Source organism: Orbus sasakiae (assembly GCF_039542345.1).
In the GTDB taxonomy this organism is placed as follows: domain Bacteria; phylum Pseudomonadota; class Gammaproteobacteria; order Enterobacterales; family Orbaceae; genus Orbus; species Orbus sasakiae.
On record NZ_BAABHY010000001.1, the window covers coordinates 1,605,139 to 1,620,586 of the forward strand.

At 37.5% G+C, this 15,448-nt stretch carries 12 protein-coding genes and 1 pseudogene; 3 read left to right on the forward strand and 10 right to left on the reverse strand.

Translation table 11 applies throughout. The features are described 5' to 3' along the window. Positions 1-69: 69 nt before the first annotated feature. The 3 genes from argB to clpB all read right to left on the reverse strand — a co-directional run bounded on the left by argB (position 70) and on the right by clpB (position 4,707). A complete protein-coding gene (gene argB, locus ABEA36_RS07040; protein ID WP_345490295.1) occupies positions 70-843 on the reverse strand; it encodes an acetylglutamate kinase in 774 nt (257 codons plus the stop codon). A 15-nt stretch (positions 844-858) separates the two neighbouring features. Further along, the gene (argC, locus tag ABEA36_RS07045) at positions 859-1,869 is read right to left on the reverse strand and encodes an N-acetyl-gamma-glutamyl-phosphate reductase (protein WP_345490297.1); all 1,011 of its coding nucleotides are present in this window, start codon (positions 1,867-1,869) and stop codon (positions 859-861) included. A gap of 267 nt (positions 1,870-2,136) precedes the next feature. Beyond that, positions 2,137-4,707: an ATP-dependent chaperone ClpB gene (gene clpB, locus ABEA36_RS07050; protein WP_345490299.1), complete on the reverse strand. Its 2,571-nt coding sequence runs from the start codon at positions 4,705-4,707 to the stop codon at positions 2,137-2,139. A gap of 232 nt (positions 4,708-4,939) precedes the next feature. Here clpB and ABEA36_RS07055 point away from each other — a divergent pair, with 232 nt between their 5' ends. Next, positions 4,940-6,193, forward strand: coding sequence for a mechanosensitive ion channel family protein (locus ABEA36_RS07055; RefSeq protein ID WP_345490301.1), 1,254 nt, complete (start codon positions 4,940-4,942; stop codon positions 6,191-6,193). A 48-nt stretch (positions 6,194-6,241) separates the two neighbouring features. Here the strand turns inward: ABEA36_RS07055 and citX are convergent, their stop codons facing one another. From citX to ABEA36_RS07090, 7 genes and pseudogenes are all read right to left on the reverse strand, one after another. Continuing rightward, positions 6,242-6,787: a citrate lyase holo-[acyl-carrier protein] synthase gene (gene citX / locus ABEA36_RS07060; RefSeq protein WP_345490303.1), complete on the reverse strand. Its 546-nt coding sequence runs from the start codon at positions 6,785-6,787 to the stop codon at positions 6,242-6,244. 61 nt (positions 6,788-6,848) lie between these two features. Next, entirely contained in the window at positions 6,849-8,345 is a 1,497-nt protein-coding gene (citF, locus tag ABEA36_RS07065) for a citrate lyase subunit alpha (protein ID WP_425571897.1), read from the reverse strand. A gap of 49 nt (positions 8,346-8,394) precedes the next feature. Next, the gene (gene citE / locus ABEA36_RS07070) at positions 8,395-9,282 is read right to left on the reverse strand and encodes a citrate (pro-3S)-lyase subunit beta (RefSeq protein WP_345490307.1); all 888 of its coding nucleotides are present in this window, start codon (positions 9,280-9,282) and stop codon (positions 8,395-8,397) included. After that, positions 9,279-9,569, reverse strand: coding sequence for a citrate lyase acyl carrier protein (gene citD / locus ABEA36_RS07075; RefSeq protein ID WP_345490309.1), 291 nt, complete (start codon positions 9,567-9,569; stop codon positions 9,279-9,281). Before citD ends, citE begins: the two co-directional genes overlap by 4 nt. Before the next feature lie 4 nt (positions 9,570-9,573). After that, positions 9,574-10,620, reverse strand: coding sequence for a [citrate (pro-3S)-lyase] ligase (citC, locus tag ABEA36_RS07080; RefSeq protein ID WP_345490311.1), 1,047 nt, complete (start codon positions 10,618-10,620; stop codon positions 9,574-9,576). A gap of 5 nt (positions 10,621-10,625) precedes the next feature. Beyond that, complete coding sequence (locus ABEA36_RS07085; RefSeq protein WP_345490313.1) at positions 10,626-11,471, reverse strand: fumarylacetoacetate hydrolase family protein; 846 nt, start codon at positions 11,469-11,471, stop codon at positions 10,626-10,628. Between the two features lie 89 nt (positions 11,472-11,560). Beyond that, positions 11,561-12,853: pseudogene (locus ABEA36_RS07090) on the reverse strand (2-hydroxycarboxylate transporter family protein); the annotation flags it as partial. 271 nt (positions 12,854-13,124) lie between these two features. Here ABEA36_RS07090 and ABEA36_RS07095 point away from each other — a divergent pair. Beyond that, positions 13,125-14,717, forward strand: coding sequence for an ATP-binding protein (locus ABEA36_RS07095; protein ID WP_345490315.1), 1,593 nt, complete (start codon positions 13,125-13,127; stop codon positions 14,715-14,717). A gap of 17 nt (positions 14,718-14,734) precedes the next feature. Beyond that, positions 14,735-15,436, forward strand: coding sequence for a response regulator (locus tag ABEA36_RS07100; protein ID WP_345490317.1), 702 nt, complete (start codon positions 14,735-14,737; stop codon positions 15,434-15,436). The last annotated feature ends 12 nt before the right edge of the window (positions 15,437-15,448 follow it).

Sequence of the window (15,448 nt, forward strand, 5' to 3'; positions counted from 1 at the left end):
TGAATTAACACATTACTAACCAATAACTTATTATTGGCAATCGTGTTTAATATACTTGTTCAAATATGATTACGCAATCATTCTTGTGCCGATTGGCGTACCATTAAATAGTGCGATTAATTGTTCGCTTTCTTTCCAACTTGCAATATCAATTGGTCTGGCAAGCATCTTTGCCGCTTCAAATGCTGATTTGACTTTGACAACCATACCATCAGTAATGACACCTTGATCGATTAAGTGGTCTGCTTGTTGCTCTGTTAATGAAGCAATACGTTGTTTATTTTGGTCTAATACGCCTGCAACATCTGACAATAATACCAGATCCGCATCAATCGTTTTAGCAATTGCAACCGCAGCATGATCGGCATTAACATTCATTAGATGCCCACTGTCTGTTATACCAATTGAACTGATAATTGGCAAATAACCATTGGTTAACAACATGTTAAGCAGCTTAGGATCCCCTTTAGATGCTTCACCAACACAACCAAGTTCTTGTGATATCTGTTTAACCACGACACTATTACCATCTGCTAGTGATAATCCAACTGATACTAACTGATGTTTTTTCGCCTCAGCAAGTAGCGTTTTGTTCGCACTGCCAGATAATGCGCCAACAATAATATCAATTTGATCAACAGGTGTGACACGTAAACCATTACGACGCACGACAGGTAATGCAAGTTTATTCATTAATTCATCAACGACACATCCACCTCCATGTACTATCACTAATGGCCGCTGATATTGTTGTTTATATTGACTGATAACTGTAAAAAGTTTTTCTAGCGCATCTTGATTATCAAGCAATACACCACCTAATTTAATGACTAACGGATTCATGCTTATCCCTTACAGTTATAATAAAGATAAGGTTTCATCAAAACCAAATCGGATATTCATACATTGTACCGCTTGTGCTGCGGCGCCTTTTAATAAATTATCTTCTACCGAAATAAGAATTAAGTGATTACCTTTCAATACAAATCCAATATCACAAAACGGTAGCCCCACCACCGATTTTAATGCAGGCCAATCATGTTGATAAACCCGCACTAATGGCTTGTGAGCATAATATTTATTTAATGCAGCAAGAATATCATTCGCCGTTACATCGTCTTTAACGCGGCATGTAATCGTGGCATGAATACCTTGCTTAAAGCTACCAAGATGCGGGGTAAAGATCACTTCCTGTCCTAAGTGGGTAGCAATTTCAGGTTGATGACGATGGGTGAACAAACCATAAGCATGCAAGCTCACTTCACAAAAGTGGTTTTTTAATGACGCTTTACGCCCCGCTCCGCTCACACCGCTGACCGCATTAATCACTGGCCACTGAGAAGTATCGAGTAAACCTTCAGCTAATAATGGTTTTAACGGTAGTTGTGATGCAGTAGGATAACAACCAGGTACAGCGACCAGCTGTGCTTGCTTAATTTGTGTATCATTCCATTCGGCTAAGCCATAAACGGCTTTATCAAGCCATTCTTGATGCTGGTGAGAAAAACCATAGTAATCAGTATAAAAAGAGGCAGAGTTAACACGAAATGCACCTGACAGATCGAAGACAACACAACCTTGTTCTAAAAAGTAAGGGGCAATATCATGACTCACAGAGTGCTCTGTTGCTAAAAAGACAATATCAATATCATTGATTATTGATGAATAATCGGAGGTTGCAAGTAAAGGTAAATCGACCAGTCCTTTTAGCTGAGGGTGTAGATCAAAATCAGAAATGAGCTTACCTGCATCTTGGCTTTTTTCTGAAACCGTTAAGCCTGCTATTTCAATATGAGGATGTTTATGTAGATAATGTGCTAGCTGTGCACCAGCATAACCACTCGCTCCAACAATTAACGCTTTTAACATAATAATGCCTACTATTCGATTACCATAATTGTGCAATAGAATAATGGATTTTATTCACTATTTCAATACTAAATTGAATTTTTATTCATTAAAAATGAATTTTTATTTAAATTAAAAATAGCTATCCATCCACTAAACAATGAGCATAAAAATGTATGCCTGATGAATAGTGAATAAGCAGTATAAGCATCATCCTTTTTATCTCGATAATATTTTAACATAAAAAAAACCGACCATAAGGTCGGTTTTATCGGATTAAATCAATCATTATTGTTTCGCAACAATCTGGTTATCTTCTAACTCCAGGTTGATGATTTTACCTGGTATTAATTTACCGGATAACATTTGTTGCGCCAATGGATTTTCAACTTCTTGTTGAATTGCTCGTTTCAACGGCCTTGCACCATAAATCGGATCAAAGCCAACTTTAGCTAAGTGTTCCAATGCCGCATCAGAAATATGCATTGTGTAATCGCGTTCTTCTAAACGTTTTTCAACTCGAGCCAATTGAATTTTTGCAATCGCTTTAATGTTCTCTCTTGCCAATGGATGAAATACCACTGTTTCGTCAATACGATTGATAAATTCAGGTCTAAAGTGTTTGGTTACAACGGTCATGACTAAGGCTTTCATTTCATCATATGTCAATTCAATTTGACCTTGAATTAAATCCGAACCTAAGTTTGAAGTCATGATAATTACCGTATTACGGAAATCAACCGTGCGACCTTGTCCGTCAGTTAAACGCCCATCATCCAATACTTGTAATAAAATGTTGAAGACATCAGGGTGCGCTTTTTCAACTTCATCAAGTAAAATAACGGAATACGGCCGACGTCTGACGGCTTCTGTTAAATAACCGCCTTCTTCATAGCCAACATACCCTGGAGGCGCACCAATTAAGCGCGCAACGGAATGTTTTTCCATAAATTCAGACATATCAATACGTACCATCGCATCTTCACTATCAAACATAAAGTTAGCCAGTGATTTACAAAGTTCCGTTTTACCAACCCCGGTTGGCCCTAAAAATAGGAAAGAACCAATCGGTTTATTCGGATCAGAAAGCCCTGCACGACTACGTCGAATCGCATTAGCAACCGCCACCACGGCTTCATCTTGACCAATAACACGTTGATGAAGCGCATCTTCCATTCTCAGTAATTTATCTTTTTCACCTTCGAGCATTCTCGAAACCGGAATACCCGTTGATTTTGATAACACTTCAGCAATTTCATGATCCGTCACTTTATTACGCAACAGTTTCATGGTTTTCCCTTCAAGCTGTGTTGCTGAAGCGAGTTTCTTTTCAAGCTCCGGAATTTTACCATACTGCAATTCAGACATTTTGTTTAAATCGCCAGCTCGTCGTGCCTGTTCTAGCTCTGTACGTGCTTTTTCCAATTCTGCTTTGATAGTTTGAGTGCCCGAAACTGCAGCCTTCTCTGATTTCCATTCTTCTTCAAGCGAAGCATAATCTTTCTCCTTCTCTGATAGCTCTTCATTGAGCATCTCAAGACGTTTTTTACTCGCATCATCGGTCTCCTTCTTAAGCGCTTGTTGCTCAAGTTTTAACTGAATAATACGGCGTTCTAGCCTATCAAGTGATTCAGGTTTTGAATCCATCTGCATCCGAATACTCGATGCAGCCTCATCAATTAAGTCGATAGCTTTGTCGGGTAACATACGATCCGAAATATAACGATGTGATAACATTGCTGCTGCGACAATCGCTGGATCCGTAATTTGCACATGATGATGCAATTCATAGCGTTCTTTTAAACCGCGTAAAATAGCGATAGTATCTTCAACGGTTGGCTCTGCCACATACACTTTTTGAAATCGACGTTCTAAAGCGGGATCTTTTTCAATATATTGACGATATTCATCAAGTGTTGTCGCCCCTACACAGTGTAGTTCACCGCGTGCAAGTGCAGGCTTCAACATATTACCGGCATCCATCGCACCATCACTTTTACCTGCGCCGACCATTGTATGAATTTCATCAATAAATAAGATAATATTACCTTCTTCTTTAGAGATGTCTTTTAATACGGCTTTTAAGCGCTCTTCAAATTCACCACGATATTTTGCGCCAGCAATTAATGCCCCCATATCAAGTGACAATACACGTTTATGACGTAAACCTTCGGGTACTTCGCCATTAATAATTCGTTGCGCAAGCCCTTCAACAATCGCCGTCTTACCGACCCCTGGCTCACCAATTAAAACAGGGTTATTTTTAGTACGACGCTGCAATACTTGGATTGTACGACGAATCTCTTCATCACGACCAATTACCGGATCGAGTTTGCCTTGTTCTGCTCGCTGCGTTAAATCAATCGTATATTTTTTTAATGCTTCTCTTTGATCTTCTGCATTGGCATCATTCACGTTATCGCTTCCTCTAACTTGATTAACCGCTTGAGTAAATCGTTCTTTGGTTACCCCTGATTTTTTCAAAATATCAGCTAATGGGCCTTTATCATCTAATGCGGCTAAAATAAATAATTCTGATGAGATATAACTATCTCCACCTTTTTGCGCTAATTTGTCACATAAATTTAATACACGGATAAAATCTTGTGATGGAATAATTTCACCACCGGACCCTTGAACCTGAGGTAATTTATCGATTGCTTGGTTCACATCACGTTGTAAAAAATTTAAGTTAGCGCCTGCTGATGCTAACAATGGCTTAACACTGCTGCCATCTTGATTGAGCATCGCTGCCAGTACGTGGACTGGCTCTATATACTGGTTATCTTTGCCGAGCGCTAATGATTGCGCATCGGATAATGCTTGTTGAAATTTATTAGTGAGTTTATCTAACCTCATATTTACTATCTCCTTTGCAATAATTTGGTTTAAGCATGACATCGACTTAAACCCTTGCTTGGTATAATAAATATGGCCACATAATTAAATTTCAAGTATCTGTCAAGATTTTTTTTGTAATGAATAAAACGTCTTTATACAAAAATTGAACATTGCGATCTGAACGTAATGTCCCTAGAATAGTTTATTCATGTTTTTGATAAGCGAAGGAACCTACAGGACTAAAATCGTAATGCAAAATTATCTTTTCGATCTATTAACTCGTCACAATATTGAACAAGCAAACTGGATTTCGCTTGGTTTAATTATTTGTTTAATTGTTATTATTACCATTATTATCCATTTTATATTGCATAAAATATTACTAAAAAGTGTCACACATCATTATGCCAAAAAAGGCAATCATCAATGGGCTAATATTTTAATCGAACATAAATTATTTAATCGGATAATCCTCACATTACAAGGCTTTGTCATTTATTTACAAGCAAAGCTTTGGTTAAACAATGGCGAAACAGCGCAAACCATTTTGATGGTGGCAGCACAAGTCTGGATTTTAATTTTTATTACATTATCTGTATTTTCTTTATTAGATATATGGCTACATATTTGCCAAAAAAGTGGATTAGCTAAAAAAATTCCTATTCGAGGAATTAATCAAAGTATTAAAATCATCATATCGGTATTTATTACCATTTTGATTATTTCATTATTGATTGATCGTTCTCCCGTACTATTATTAAGCGGTTTAGGTGCCATGACGGCAGTGCTAATGTTAGTGTTTAAAGACCCATTATTAGGACTTGTTGCTGGTATTCAATTGTCAGTGAATAAAATGCTTAATGTCGGTGACTGGCTTGAAATGCCAAAATATGGCGCAGATGGTGACGTGATTGATATTACATTAACGACGGTCAAAGTCCAAAACTGGGACAAAACCATCTCAACCATTCCGACTTATGCATTGATTTCTGATTCATTTAAAAACTGGCAAGGTATGAGTGAATCGGGTGGTCGTCGTATTAAAAGAAGCATTTTTATTGATACCACCAGCGTGCATTTTTTAACAAAAGACGATTGTGATAAACTCAAGCAAGCACAATTACTTGCTCCGTACATTGATAATAAAATTAATGAAATTTCACAGTATAATCAGTCAAATCAAATTGATACAGGGTATCAAATCAATGGTCGTCGTTTAACTAATTTAGGGACATTTCGAGCCTATTTAGAAGCCTATTTACGCCATCATCCGAATATTCATCAGAATATGACGTTAATGGTTAGGCAACTTGCCCCGTCATCAAATGGTTTACCGCTAGAGATTTATGCCTTTACCAATACGACGCAATGGATTGCTTATGAAAATATACAAGCGGATATATTTGACCATATTTTTGCCGTCATTCCAGAGTTTGGTTTACGTGTACATCAAACTCCAACAGGTAACGATGTGCGTGAATTAGGTCTACAATTAAAATCATAATACAACAAACAGTTATGCTGGTGTAATAATCGTTATACCAGCATCGATTTAATTATTTGTCTGCTGATGGCGCTGAATTATGTTTGCCATCGCGGCAAAAAGTTCAACAAGCGTATGTTGACGTAAGCGTCCACACACTTTAGCCGGTTCACCACAGACAAGACACCGACGCGGCGGATAAGAAAATTGTGTACGTGAAACACTGTTTTGTGTCACGGGATCGATAATATCAATATCCCATAATCTCCCCAATGTATGCTGTTGTTCAAGCATGATACAAAGCTGTTTTAATCGGTAAGCACAACAATCAACCACAATAATTGCCTCATGCCCAGTTTGTAATGAAATACACTGTTTTTCAAGTATTAGCAAATGTTTGATTGCTAAACTGTGTGTAATCGCCTTAATCGCTTGATCAAAAAGATAGTCGGTTATTGGACTTTTTTTGATTTGACCTGGCATGACTAATGTTAATGAAATGATTGCAGACTGATAGCGTTTAATTGCTAGGTGTTGACGCTCAACCCGCTGTTCTTTGGCAGCTAAAACTTGTTCGAGAGTCACGGGTAAACCATCATTAAAATCAATAAGCATAGAATGTTCTCAAATAGAGCGTAGTACAGAAACTCGAAATCTGTACTACTTTTTTACTAGACTAGTGTTGAACTTGACGCACAACATCAATAATTGAGCCATCTCGATAATGAACAATGCCCACGATCTTGTCGTCAAACGTAATCGGTTTAGGTTCACCCGTTAATGAAATAGCACGTTCGTATAAAGCTTCAATCGTCATAATGGGTAAATTAGCTGCACGAAGCTTTTCAGCAATATCTGCTCGTGTCGGATTAACGGCAATACCGTGATCAGTCACAATAACATCCACACTTTCCCCTGGGGTTACAACAGTGGTAACCTGTTTTATCACGGTAGGAATTCGACTACGGATCAATGGTGCGACAATGATCGTTAAATTAGCGGCTGCCGCTGTATCACAATGCCCACCTGATGCACCTCGCATTACGCCATCAGAGCCAGTCAATACATTAACATTAAAATTCAAATCAACTTCTAACGCACTCAATATGACAATGTCTAATTCATCACAACTTGCGCCTTTAGACGCAGGATTAGCATAACCATTCGTTGAAATCTCAATATGATGTTTATTGCGGCCTAAGGATTGACCGGCTGCACCATCAAAACTTTGTGTATCAAGCAGTGTTTTGATTAAGCCCTTTTCATGTAAATCCACGATGCTAGCCGTAATACCGCCGAGCGCAAATGATGCCGTAATATTTTTGGACCGCATTTTTGTTTCTAAAAAACGCGTAGCTGCAGTCGACGAAGCACCTGAACCGGTCTGAATAGAAAAGCCATCTTGAAAATAACCTGAATGTTCAATGACCTCCGCTGCATAGCGGGCAATCATTAGTTCCCTAGGATTATTCGTTATTCTTGCGGCGCCGACACTAATTTTACTCGGATCACCCACTTCATCGACTTTAACAATATAGTCAACTTGGTCTTGGCGAATACTGGCTGGGCTATTTGGGTATTGCACAATCTCTTCCGTTAATAAAACAACATGATGTGCAAATTGTGCATCAACCATTGCATACCCTAATGAACCACATTGCGATTTTCCTGATACACCATTGGCATTGCCCAATTCATCAGCGGTCGATACAGCCAAAAAAGCGACATCAATGTTAATTTCACCATTTTGAATCAATTTTACCCGCCCACCATGAGAATGAATATGAACCGGATTTGCCATGATACCATGCGAAATAGCCTCCGCCAGTTTGCCTCTTAAACCGGATGTATAAATTTGAGTAATTACGCCAGACTCGATGTACTTAATTAATTCAGCATTACACCCCAAGAGTGAACTAGAGGCTAACGTCAAATTTTTAAACCCCATTTGGCTAATAACGTCAACGACTTGATTAATCACTTTATCACCTTCTCGAAAAGCATGGTGAAACGAGATAGTCATACCGTCTTGTAACTGACATTTTTTAATAACTTGTTCAATTGATTGACACAATTTTCTTGAATGTCTAGCTTCATCATTCATGAGATAAGGCGTCGAAGTATTAGCACCACTAAAAGGCACAATGTGATCAAGTGAAGGATATTGACTCATTAAATCATCTATTTTTTTATTTATAACCGTTGTCATCTTAGTCATCCTATTAAATTTCTCGACGAATACCAGAATATTTAGCCAGCTCAATTGTTGTCACTGCTCGTGCAATAATCGGTGCATCAATCATTTTGCCATTTAACGAAATGACACCTAAACCAGCCTGTTCACCTTCTTCTGCTGCTTCAACGACTTTTTTAGCATATTCAAATTCAGCTAACGTTGGTGCATAAGCATTATGCAGTAATTCAATTTGTCTCGGATTGATTAATGATTTTCCATTAAAACCAAGTTTTTTGGCCAAATTCACTTCTTTTAAAAATCCTTCATCATCGTTAACATTTGCGTACACCACATCAAACGCATCAATTTTAGCAACGCGCGCTGCATGTAATACTGCACAACGTGCGTAAAATAGCTCCGTGCCATCACCCCGTTCCGTTTGCATATCAACTAAATAATCAAAAGCAGCTAATGCAATTCCGATTAAACGAGGTGAAGATTGTGCAATTGCAACGGCATTGACAACACCTAATGCCGATTCGACTGCAGCCATCAATTTAGTACTGCCAACTTCACGCCCACAGGATTTTTCGATACGCGTGACCTCATCTTCTAATTGATGAATATCATGAGCACAGTTAGTCATGGGTAAACGCACTACATCAACACCTGCACGGACCACGGCTTCAAGATCGTGTAAACCAAACGGTGTAGTTAGCGCATTGATTCTTACAACAGTTTCAATACCACTTTCTCGATAAATCGGCAGTTGTAACGCCTGCGCAACTAATAATCTGGCAGAGTCTTTCTCTTTAATGGATACGGCATCTTCCAAATCAAACATAATTGAATCTGGCTTATAGACAAATGAGGTTGATAACATGGCAGCATTTGCCCCAGGTAGGAATAACATACTTCGACGGATTCTTTTCATAGCAATTGACTCCAATCTGAATGCTGTTCCACAGCTCCACGTAATACTGCACATTGAACTCTTGCTTTGATCGCACAATCGAGTGCGCCCTTATCATCAATGATGATCAATCCATCCGTTAAATTGAGCGTCTGTAATGTGTTACGGACAACGGTAAAGATTTGTTCCCCAAACTGCTTATTAACATCACTATTAATAATAATTTCAATACCTTGATTTGGCATAACCTTAACCAACAAATCACTTGATTCGAGCGTTCCTGCCATTGCCTCTTGCTGTATTTTCATATATTTACCTTTTAAACTCATCTGAGAGAGTATTTAAATTTGATTTGAGATAGTCCCAAGTCGATGGGGGAACTAACTCTTCGAGTTGCTGATACTGTTTTTGTGCCAGTTGCCGCCGGACTAATGATGCTGAAATAACTTGATCACCCACTGTGATACGTTCAATTTCAATTTGCTTAATAACAGGATAAGCACTCACATGAGTATCTTCTAGCCAATGTAACATTGCGTTGTTGTAAGCCTCCGTAACTGGGCTATGTGGCTCACTCCCAACAAATCGATGTGTGATATTCAATGCAGGCGCAATGTAATTACGGAAAATCAGCAGATCAATCCCCATATAGGCATAATCAACTTTGATGTTATCTTTCAAAAAATAAGTCGGAAATGTTGCTTTTGATATAATGTAAGATGAGCTAGGAAAAACAGAGATATTGTTAATCGATGCTGTCCCTGCTTTCACTAATTGTAAACGCGTGGTAAACGGAAACAAGGATGCGTTTTCATTAACCACAAAAACATGTAACCAATCACACTGACTTGCTGCACATTCTATTAAGTACTGATGACCTTTAGTAAATGGATTTGCATTCATGACAATACTACCAATTTTAGTGCCATCTCGACGTTGTAATGCTAAATGTTTACAGTATTGTTTAATGCCAATCGGCGTATTTTCCATGAGAACAACTAAATCTTTAATCTCGATTATCGGATAAAAACCACATCCACTAAAAAAAGGTTGATTGTCAGGCTTAGTGTATAAAAAAAGGTGAAAATGACCCTTTTCATTAGCATATTTAATCGTTTTATCCATTAAAGCGAGATTCAATTGGTAACCTCGATAATCAGGATGAATTGCCACACATTTAATAATGTTGTGTTCGATTCCAGCACAAGCAATGATGCGAGAATCGAGTTTAGCTACAATAAAGAGTATCACATTTGGATCTAAATCAAGTGCTGATAATTGTAATAGCTGTTTTATCTGCACCTTATCAAGCGGACATTGAGTAATATTAATCACGGTATAATCAATTAGGCTATACATAAAGCTTACCTTTTTTCTGAGACAACCGTATTTGTGAGTCGTCCAATTTGCGTGATATCCACTTCAATCTTATCGCCCTCTTGCATAAATAAAGGCGGATTGCGTTTTTTACCTACGCCACCAGGTGAGCCCGTAATAATGACATCCCCAGCTGATAAGTGTGTAAAAGAACTAATATAAGCAATTAATTCGGGAATCGTATGAACCAAATTCCGAACTGTATCATGTTGAACTTGCTGACCATTTAAGTAAGTCGTAATAAACAGTGTTTGAGGATCAGGAATTTCGTCTGCCGTCGTTAAACAAGGTCCAAAAGCCCCCGTATTTGGCCAATTTTTACCGGCAGTAAACCATGAGTATTGCCAATCACGAATCGAACCATCCATATAGCAACTGTAACCAGCAACGTGTGTTAATGCCTCCTCTTTTAGAATATGCGATCCGGCTTTACCAATAATCACCGCAAGCTCCCCCTCATAGTCAAGCTCATTAGAGACTGTCGGTTTGATAATATTGGTTTTATGACCGGTTTGAGAATCAGGAAAACGCACAAAAATAGTGGGAGCAGAACAGGTTTCATTAAACTCAACGCGTTTTTCAGCATAATTCATGCCCACACATAAAATTTTATTGGGATTAGGAATGGTCGGTAGATACACAATATGTTGTTCATCAATATCACAAGGTGAATGAACAAAAGTTTGAGCAATCGCTAATCCATCTTGATCCGTAATCAATGATTTTAAATCTGAAAATTGCTGTCCCAATTTTTGGCCTAAATCAATAATGCCATATTGAGTTAAAATACCAAAACTTGCTCTTCCTGATACGAGATAACTTACCAGCTTCATAAATACTCCTTAATAAAGCTATTTGTACTAATAATGTTAAACAGATAAGACGAACAACTTTAGTGAAAACTAAAGTTGTTCTTAGAACATTAGACTAAAAAATTTCCAAGAATCAGTAATGAAACGGAGACATTAATCGCACCACCAATTCGCGTTGCAATTTGAGCAAATGGCATCAGTTCCATACGTTCTGCCGCCGTCAAGATGGCAACATCACCCGTTCCCCCTTGACCACTTTGACAACATGAAATAACCGCCGCATCAATTGGATACATGCCTAATTTTTTAGAGACAAAAAATCCCGTTGTGACAAGACTGACAACGGTGCAAACAATCACAATTAAATTCGTAATGGTAAATGCCTCAACAATTTTTTCCCATGGTGTAATCGCTACCCCAACAGCAAAAAGAATGGGATAAGTTACTGAAGTTTGGAAAAATTTATAGACCACTTGTGAACCGCTTAAGACTTTTGGTGATACACCGCTCACTAATTTGACAAACACTGCAGCGAACAACATCCCGACTGGTGCGGGTATGCCGGTAACTTTATGACCAATCATTCCGACCATATAAAGCATTGCAGCCAATAGGACTCCTGATGCAAACGTTGTTACATCCATTGCTGATTCTGTTTTTGTGATTTTATGTGCAAGTAAGTCATCTTTTTCTGAAGGTGGTAATAGTTTTCCATTACCCGTTAAATGCGGATACATTTTTCCTAGACGATTTAAAATACCACCACAAATAATGCCCGTTAATCCCCCTAACATCACAATAGGTAAAACTCGACCTAGCGCATCTCCTTGTTCCATACCTAATATCGCTGCATAACCAATCGAAAGCGGGATAGCCCCTTCACCAACCCCACCAGCCATAATAGGCAACACCAAAAAGAAGAACGTCTCAAATGGCGATAATCCCAATAAAAAGCCTACACCAACCCCCACTAACATACCAACAATTTCACCACACACCATTGGTACAAATATTCTTAAAAATCCTTGAATTAAGGTACGTCTATCCATATTCATAATACTGCCAACAATGATGCAACAGATGTATAAATAAAGAATGTGGGTATCTTTATAAAACTTTGTGGTTGCTTCAACTATCGGCGTAGGCAAAATACCGTAATAGACTAAAGCGGAAGGAATAAAAGTGGCACAAATGGCTGCGGCTCCCATTTTTCCAACGATTGGTAATCGTTTACCAATTTCGCCACATAAAAAACCAAAAAAGCCACATGTTACAACCATTACTACAATTTCACTCGGTAATTTCCCTGTGACAAAGACTTCGGTCAAAATGAGTATGCCGGCAATGATAAAAAACGGTAACGGGATCACCCCCACTTTGTAATCATCCATCAGTTTCCACCACCCATAAGGCCAAAACTTGGGTTTTGAATCTAAATTAACTGTGTTACCTGGCTGACTTTCAGGCTGCAGTTTTTTTGCTGAACTTAAGTCTGTCATACAATGCGTCTCTCCAAAATTATTTATAATCGGAGCTCATGATGACAAAATATTAATATTAATTTTGTGATATAAATCATAAATTAACCGTGGTTTTTATGGTGTTAAAGGCTCTATATTTTTTAATGCTGTGCTACACTTTTCTGCATATTTAATAATAAAAAATGAAGATAAAATGTTCACAAAAAGACCCCTATCTTTTACCCATAAACTATTTGTATCTTTATTACTCTTTTCCTTAATTTGTCTTGCCCTTTTACAAAGCTATATTTGGAATGTGACCGAGACAGCGCTATATCGCAGTTTAGGTGAAAAAGCCCAAATTCAAGCCAAAGAATTGTCAGTAATTCCTAATTTAATTAAGTATGTTGAAGATAAAAACACGCAAAAAATTGCCGAACTTGTTACCTTTATTTTTGAACAAAGTGATGCTAGTTATATTGTTATCGGTGATAACCATGCTTACCGGCTATTTCACACTGCCAATAGCCCTTTATATGCACCAATGGTAGGAGGAGATAATATTGAAGTATTAAATGGCAATAGCATTATTACTATTCGCGAAGGATCTTTAGGATCATCTCTGCGTGGTAAAGCCCCGATTATAAATATCAATAAGGAGGTGATTGGAATTGTTTCTGTGGGATACATGATTGATGATATTTATGAACTGCATAAAAAACAGTTCATTCCATTTATCTTATTTTGTTCAATGCTATTTTTTGCATTATTTATGTTTTCATTACTGTTTGCTAAAGCAATAAAAAAACAAATGTTCAACTTAGAGCCGAAAGAAATTGCATTATTAGTTAAGAGCCAGAAATCGATTATGGAGTCCATTTTTGAAGGAATTATTGCGATTGATCTGAATTATAAAATTATGAATATTAACCAATCTGCGCGTAACATGTTAAATATTAAAATCACAGATAATCAATTAATTAATCAAAACTTATCGACCTTAATTAAATCAACTGATTTTATTTATGGCCAAGCTAATCAAATTGAAGACGTGCATGATCACATCTGCTACTTTAACGATATTATTGTGATTGCGAGTCGAATACGTGTCATCATTGATAACCAGATCCAAGGGTGGGTGATTACCTTTCGTAATTTTAATGATATCAATTTATTAAGCATGCAATTAACACAAATTACACAGTACGTTGATAACCTGCGAACCTTGCGGCACGAGCATTTAAACTGGATGGCAACGTTATCCGGTCTTATTTACATGAAACGGTATGATGAAGCCCAAGCATTTATCACATTACATTCAAGCGATAATCAGAAAAGTTTAGATTTCATTACCCAACATTTTAAAGTACCCGCAATTTGCGGACTACTGATTGGAAAATACTCAAAATCACACGAAATCGGTCTAAAACTGATCTTTGATCCTGCTTGCCAACTAAAGGCACTCCCTCCAACAATCACTGAGACAGAGTTTATGTCAATTGTCGGTAATTTACTCGACAATGCATTTAATGCCTGCCTTAATAATCCACAAGGAACAAAAACAATTCAATTATATTTAAGTGATGCAACTGATGAAATTGTATTGGAAGTCAGTGATCAAGGTTCAGGGATTGATGACGCAATACGAGATTCAATTTTTGAGCCAGGAGTCACCTCACAAAATCCCAAAGAACATGGCATTGGTCTACATCTAGTATCAACTTATACAAAGAAAGCAAAGGGTTACATTATGTTTGACGATAATCAACCACATGGTGCAATCTTTTCTGTTTTTATACCAAAATAATAAAAAGAGATAATCCTATGAATAAAACAAAAGAAAATATCATTGAGGCGCTTATTGTAGAGGATGAGCCAATTCTGGCTGAATTAAATGCGGATTTTATTCAACGTGATACGAATGTTAAAGTATTAGGTATCGCGTCAAATTTAGCCGAGGCCAAAGTCATGGTGGATAAACTAAAACCAACCTTGATTCTGCTCGATAACTATTTACCTGATGGTAAAGGAATTGAATTATTTGAACATATTATTAATCATCACTTGTCATGCTATGTGATTTTTATTACTGCAGCGAGTGATATTGATACGTGTAGTAAAGCCATTCGTTACGGTGCTTTTGATTATTTGATTAAACCGGTTTCTTATCAGCGGTTAAAACACTCACTTGAACGGTTTGAACTTTTTTTATATCGACAAAGTATCCAGCAGCACCTTAATCAACGTCGTATCGATGAATTGTTTAATTTACAAACCAAAGATTTTGTTGATATTAATCGTCATTCCAAAGGAATTGAAGAGATCACCTTACAAAAAGTCAAAGATCTCTTTATGCAAACAAATACAGCACAAACAGTTGAAAATGTCGTGGAAAAAACACAAATTAGTAAAACTACCGCTAGACGGTATTTGGAGTATTGTGTACAAATCAAATTATTAACGATAGAAATTAACCATGGAAAAATTGGTCGTCCAGAAAGATTATATCGACGTTTAGGTAAATAATCACACACAGTT

Excerpts from the sequence above, each read along its gene's own strand:
- argB (WP_345490295.1), bottom strand. The coding sequence starts at position 843 with ATGAATCCGTTAGTCATTAAATTAGGTGGTGTATTGCTTGATAATCAA.
- argC (WP_345490297.1), bottom strand. The coding sequence starts at position 1,869 with ATGTTAAAAGCGTTAATTGTTGGAGCGAGTGGTTATGCTGGTGCACAG.
- clpB (WP_345490299.1), bottom strand. The coding sequence starts at position 4,707 with ATGAGGTTAGATAAACTCACTAATAAATTTCAACAAGCATTATCCGAT.
- ABEA36_RS07055 (WP_345490301.1), top strand. The coding sequence starts at position 4,940 with ATGCAAAATTATCTTTTCGATCTATTAACTCGTCACAATATTGAACAA.
- citX (WP_345490303.1), bottom strand. The coding sequence starts at position 6,787 with ATGCTTATTGATTTTAATGATGGTTTACCCGTGACTCTCGAACAAGTT.
- citF (WP_425571897.1), bottom strand. The coding sequence starts at position 8,345 with ATGAGTCAATATCCTTCACTTGATCACATTGTGCCTTTTAGTGGTGCT.
- citE (WP_345490307.1), bottom strand. The coding sequence starts at position 9,282 with ATGAAAAGAATCCGTCGAAGTATGTTATTCCTACCTGGGGCAAATGCT.
- citD (WP_345490309.1), bottom strand. The coding sequence starts at position 9,569 with ATGAAAATACAGCAAGAGGCAATGGCAGGAACGCTCGAATCAAGTGAT.
- citC (WP_345490311.1), bottom strand. The coding sequence starts at position 10,620 with ATGTATAGCCTAATTGATTATACCGTGATTAATATTACTCAATGTCCG.
- ABEA36_RS07085 (WP_345490313.1), bottom strand. The coding sequence starts at position 11,471 with ATGAAGCTGGTAAGTTATCTCGTATCAGGAAGAGCAAGTTTTGGTATT.
- ABEA36_RS07095 (WP_345490315.1), top strand. The coding sequence starts at position 13,125 with ATGTTCACAAAAAGACCCCTATCTTTTACCCATAAACTATTTGTATCT.
- ABEA36_RS07100 (WP_345490317.1), top strand. The coding sequence starts at position 14,735 with ATGAATAAAACAAAAGAAAATATCATTGAGGCGCTTATTGTAGAGGAT.